This is a genomic window from Inquilinus sp. (assembly GCF_057815775.1).
The window spans coordinates 1-5,892 of record NZ_JBYRFX010000182.1; the positions used below are offsets into that span (position 1 = coordinate 1).

Here is a 5,892-nt window from a genome sequence, read left to right on the forward strand (position 1 = left end):
ACACCAGTTCCGCCGGCGTGACCGTCAACCTGGCCACCAACACCGGCAGCGGCGGCGAAGCCCAGGGCGACACCTACATCGGCATCGAGAACGTCTACGGCTCGGCCTTCAACGACACGTTGACCGGCAACAACCTGACCAATGTCCTGCTCGGCAACACAGGCCAGGACACCCTGACCGGCGGCGGCGCCAACGACTATTTCCTCTATCAGTCGGTCAGCGACAGCACGGTGGCGGCGCCGGACACCATCACCGACTTCTCGCACACCCAGGGCGACAAGATCGACCTGCGGCCGATCGATGCCGACGGCAACAGCGTCAACGGCGACACCGCCTTCACCTTCACATCAGGTGGCGCCTTCACCAACACCGGGCGTGAAGTGATCGTCCAGGCCGCCGGCGAAGGTGTGTACACCGTCCTGGCCGACGTCAATGGCGACGGCACGGCCGACTTCGCCATCACCGTCCATTCCGCCACCGCCCTGGTGACCGCCGACTTCCTGCTCTAGACCAATCGGACCGGCAGGCATCGTGGCGAGGCTGGATGCTTCGCCACGATGCCGTCCGATTGTCATAGCGCCCTCGCCCGCGGCGATGGCGTTACAGCACCATGTCCTGTCCGGTGATCGGGAGGGTCGAATGCACCTCGATGGCGAAGTCGGCGACTCCGTCGCCATTGAGGTCGGCCTGCAGCAGGCTAACTCCGCCGCTGCTCTGCACCACGACTTCGTGACCGATGCCGGTGAACGCGCCGCCGGCGGTGTAGACGAAGGCGGTGTTGCCGTTCGCCGAATTGCCGTCGGCGTCGATCGCCGCGAGGTTGATCTTGTCACCGTCGTTCCGCGAGAAATCGAGGATCACGTCCTGGCCCGCTGTCGCGACCGTGCTGTCGCTGACGGCGCGATACATGAACGTGTCGGCGTGGCCGCCGCCGGTCAGGTGGTCGGCCCCCGTGTTCCCGAGAAGCGTGTTCGAGGCATCATCCCCGGTCAGCGTGTCGTTGTGGGTCGAGCCATAGATCGCCTCGATTCCGGACAGGGTGTCGCCCTGCGCCTCACCGCCCGAACCGGTGCCGGTGGCCAGGCTGACGGTCACGCCCGCCGAACTGGTGTGGTAATAGGCCCAATCGAAGCCGGTTCGGCCAAACAGCTGATCCGCTCCCACGCCGCCGACAAGGCGATCATCGCCGGCATCTCCCTGCAGGTAGTCGGAGCCGCTCAGGCCGTAGGACGCGTCATTCCCGCCTCCAAGGACCACGGTCTCATTACCGCCCGACCCGATCACCCGGTCGCCGGCATCGGTCGTATCGACACCCTCGATCCCGATCAGGACATCCCCTTCGGCCTCTCCGCCGTGTCCCGTGCCCTGCGTCAGATCGATCGTGACCGCCGCTCCGCTGTAGAAGACAGTGTCGTCGTTGCTGGCCCTGCCGTCCAATATATCGGCGCCGGCATCCCCGCTCATGGAGCCGCCGTACTGACCGCCGATCAGCGTGTCGTTTCCGGCACCGCCACGCATGGAGCGGGCGCCCTGCAGGATGTCATCACCGGACCCACCATCGAACATCTGGGTCAGCCCATCGCCAACCAGATGGTCGTTGAACTGCGATCCCTCGACGATATCGACCCCAACCAGCAGGTCGCCCTCGGCAGTACCGCCATGCCCAGCCACGGCGTTCTGCAGATGCAGCAACACGCCCGCACGCGTCACATCGATGTCGTGCGTCGCAGTGAAATCAAGGTTCACCGCCGCCGTCGACGCCATATAATCGGCTCTCGTATTGCGATCATCGACGTAGTCGGTGACGGTTCCGATCCCATTTGCAATCGTCAGATCGCCATCGATCAGGATATCAGACCCGGCCTCCCCGCTCAGCGTGTCGTTCCCGACGCCGCCCACCAGAATATCATCGCCTCCGCCGCCGATGAGGCCGTCGTCCCCGCCTCCTCCGTGAAACGTATTGTCCTTGCTGTCGCCGACCAGCGAATCTCCGGTGGAACCGCCGATCAGGTTCTCTATGCCGACGAGAATGTCACCCTGTCCGTTGTCGCCTTCATGGCCCACGCCGGTCAGGTGCATCGAGATGCCGAACCGGGTGACATCGAGCGTCGCGGTGTCGGACAGCGTCACACGGACGGTGACAAATCGTTCGGCGTAGGAGGCGGTGTCCTGGTCGCCGGGATGAAGCACGACCGTGCCGACATCCTCCACAACGTCGAGGGTTCCGCCGATCAGAACGTCGACCCCGAGCCCGCCGCTCAGCACGTCGTTTCCGGCCTCGCCGGCGATCACGTCGTTGCCGTCCAGACCGGACACCGTGTCATCGCCCGCACTGGCGACCCCGATCAGCAGATCCGCAGCGCTCGTCCCGATGATGGTTGCCACTCGTCCCTCCTCGTTTTTTTCAATTTCGCTTAAAATCCCATTCTAATGGCTTCATGGGATTTGTTCCAATGGCGGTGCCTTCGGTAAGCACCCGCCCTCGTGGCGCGCAGGTGCCCGCATCGCCCGGATGGCGCATACTCCCCGGTGTTCATCGGATCGAATTTTCAGACGATAATTGCCAAAGGGGAAAACCACATGGCCATCATCAACGGCACATTGGGCCCGGACGCCCTGTCCGGCACCGGGGCCGACGATACGGTCAACGGACTGGCCGGAAACGACATCATCAGCGACAACGGCGGCATCAACACGCTGGACGGCGGCGACGGCAATGACAACATTGCAGGCGGGAACGGCACCGACGCCATCAATGGCGGGAATGGCAATGACATTCTCGGCGACGTCTATAATGGAGCGGTGAGTGCCGATATCGTGAATGGCGGCGCCGGTGACGACCTGATGGGCGGCGGATCGACCCAGGACACCTTCATCGGCGGCGATGGCATCGATACGGTCGACTACAATGATCGGTTCCGCGCAGATGGCGTCGTCGCCACGATCGGCGGCGTCGGCGACGGAAGCGACAGCATCGGCCTCGACGTCGAGAACCTGACCGGCACGCTCTATTCCGATGTCCTGACAGGATCGGCCGGCGACAATGTCCTCGACGCCTATGGCGGCATCAACGACGTCCTGAACGGCCTGGGCGGGGACGATGTCCTCCATGGCGGCGTCGGCGCCAGCACGCTGAGCGGGGGCGACGGCATCGATACCATCCTCTACGGCCACAATGATGGCGGCCACGGCGTGGGCGCAATTCCTGATGCGAGCGTGACCGTGACCATCGGCGCAATCGGCATCGGCGGGGATGCGCAGGGGGACATCGTCGGTGCCGACATCGAAAACATCACGGGCACGACGGTGGGCGACATCCTGACCGGCTCCGCCGATGCCAATGTCCTGTCCGGACAACTCGGGGATGATCGACTTGTCGGGCTTGGCGGCAATGATACCCTGATCGGCGGGGCCGGCGACGATGCGATCTACGGTCTGGCCGATGCGGATACGCTCCAGGGCGACGCGGGCAATGATCGGCTGGTGGGCGGCCAGGGACGGGACGTCCTGAATGGCGGCGACGGCAACGACTGGGCCTACTATCACACCAGCGCGACGGGGGTGACGGTCGACCTGGTGCTCGGCATCGGAACCGCCGGCGAAGCCCGGGGCGACAGCTATTTCAGCATCGAGAACGTCTATGGCTCAGCCCATGACGACACGTTGACCGGTGATGACCGGGTGAACGTGCTGGTCGGGAACATCGGCGCCGACACGCTGGACGGCGGTCTGGGCGGCGATGTGTACCTCTATCGCGATGTCACCGACAGCACCGTGGGGGCGGCCGGACGGGACACGATCTCCACATTTGTCCACGCATACGCGCAACACATCGACCTCCGCCCGATCGACGCAGACGGCAATGCCACCAACGGCGACACCGCCTTCACCTTCACCGCCGGCAGCGCATTCACCGGCTCGGGCCATGAGGTGATCGTCCAGGGAAGCTCCGGCAGCTATGTCGTCCTGGCCGATATCGATGGCGATCGGGTGGCCGACATGGCGATCAGCGTGCAATCGCCTTCAGCGCTGGTGGCTGGTGACTTCCTGCTCTGAACCGGTAGCGGCAGCGGCCGCACCATATGGTCGGCCGCCGGAGTGTGAGCGGCATCCGTCACCGCCGGATGCCGCGTCGCTCGCATGGCGTCATACTGTCGGATATCGATCGGATTCGGATTTCGAACATCCAATTGCAAAGGGGGAGAGAACGCCATGGCGATCATCAACGGGACTGCAGGGCGGGACATTCTGACCGGGACCGACGGGCCCGACACGATCAACGGGCTCGGCGGTGACGACTCCCTCAGCGGCGGCTTGGGAGATGACATCCTCTTTGGCGGTGCCGGTTCGGATGTGCTGCGCGGCGGCGCCGGCGCGGACCGGCTCGATGGTGGCGGCGACGGCCTCGAATTTGCCTCTTATGAATTCTCCCCCGCGGCCGTGACGATCGACCTGACGCTCGGAACCGGCGTCGGCGGCGATGCCCAAGGCGACGTCATCACCAATATCCCGAATATCAAAGCATCGAATTTCGATGATCGGGTTATCGGCAATTCTGAGGGCAATACGATCGAAGGGATTTCTGGAAATGATACGATATATGGTCTTGGTGGCGGTGATTCCCTGAACGGAGGAGCCGGAAACGATGTCTTGATCGGCGGCGCCGGACACGATTTCCTGGATGGAGGCAGCGGGATCGACTGGGTGTATTACAACGCCAGCCCGTCAGGCATCACACTCGACCTGAATTACAGCCATGCTCAGGGCGCGATAGGCCACGGCGGAGAGGCCGACGGGGATCTTGTGCGGGGCGTAGAGAATATCTACGGTTCGGCCCACAATGATACCTTGACCGGCAACGGTGTCACGAACGTCCTCCTGGGCAACACCGGAACAGACACTCTGACCGGCGGGGCCGCGGGCGATTACTTTGTCTATCGAGACGTCACCGACAGCACGATCGGCCCCGCCGGGCGGGATATCATCACCGATTTCTCACATGCCCAATCGGACAAGATCGACCTCCGCCCGATCGATGCCGACGGCAACGGCGCCAACGGCAACACCGCCTTCACCTTCACCACGGGCGGCGCCTTCACTGGTTCGGGTCACGAGGTGATCGTCCTGCCGGCCGGTGGTGGCGTCTACACCGTCCTGGCCGACATCGACGGCGACAAGGTGGCCGACATGGCCATCAACGTTCATTCGGTCATCGCGCTGGTGGCCGGCGACTTCCTGCTCTGAACCGGCGGCGGATGCAACCGCATGCTGTCGGATATTGATCGGATTCGGATTTCAGACATCAAATTGCAGAAGGGAAAAGCGCCATGGCGGCGGGGATTTTGATTACCGGAACAGTCCACGACGACGGGCTGAACGGTACAGCAAATGACGATCAGATTTTCGGCCTCGACGGGAATGACAATCTCGCTGGCCAAAGGGGTAACGATCAACTGGTCGGCGGCCATGGCGACGATGCCCTGGTCGGGGGTGCCGGAGCGGACCTGCTTTATGGCGAGGACGGGAACGACACGGCCAGCTATGCCGGCAGCACCATCGGCATCACGATCGATCTCGCATCCGGTGATGCGAGCGGGGGAGATGCTGCGGGCGATCGGTTCGACAGCATCGAGAGCCTCATCGGCAGCGATGCCAATGATGTGTTGAGCGGGGCTGCCGGCAGCAACACGCTCGATGGTCGCGACGGCGACGACCGCCTTGCCGGAGGCGCCGGCGACGACGTTCTGATCGGGGGCTTCGGCGCCGATACGCTGATCGGTGGCGCGGGCACCGATACGGTGACCTTCACCTATAGCGCGGTCGTCGACCTCGGCACCGGCCACGGCACCGGGGGAGAGGCCCTCGGCGACACCTACGACAGCGTCGAAAATC

General features: G+C 63.8%; 5 protein-coding genes. 4 read left to right on the forward strand and 1 reads right to left on the reverse strand.

Going from position 1 to position 5,892, the window contains the following annotated elements; all coding sequences use genetic code 11:
• The coding region (locus AC3XYG_RS06445) for a M10 family metallopeptidase C-terminal domain-containing protein (RefSeq protein ID WP_489138986.1) at positions 1-509 on the forward strand (509 nt) is incomplete at its 5' end.
• Between the two features lie 91 nt (positions 510-600).
• Here the strand turns inward: AC3XYG_RS06445 and AC3XYG_RS06450 are convergent.
• On the reverse strand, positions 601-2,385 hold the full coding sequence (locus AC3XYG_RS06450) for a hypothetical protein (protein WP_489138987.1): 1,785 nt from the start codon (positions 2,383-2,385) through the stop codon (positions 601-603).
• Positions 2,386-2,580: 195 nt separating this feature from the next.
• On the opposite strand from AC3XYG_RS06450, the gene AC3XYG_RS06455 reads away from it, so the two are divergent.
• The 3 genes from AC3XYG_RS06455 to AC3XYG_RS06465 all read left to right on the forward strand — a co-directional run.
• A complete protein-coding gene (locus tag AC3XYG_RS06455) occupies positions 2,581-4,056 on the forward strand; it encodes a calcium-binding protein (protein WP_489138988.1) in 1,476 nt (491 codons plus the stop codon).
• A 156-nt stretch (positions 4,057-4,212) separates the two neighbouring features.
• Complete coding sequence (locus tag AC3XYG_RS06460; RefSeq protein ID WP_489138989.1) at positions 4,213-5,244, forward strand: calcium-binding protein; 1,032 nt, start codon at positions 4,213-4,215, stop codon at positions 5,242-5,244.
• A gap of 83 nt (positions 5,245-5,327) precedes the next feature.
• Positions 5,328-5,892: calcium-binding protein (locus tag AC3XYG_RS06465; protein ID WP_489138990.1), on the forward strand; the 565-nt coding region annotated here is incomplete at its 3' end.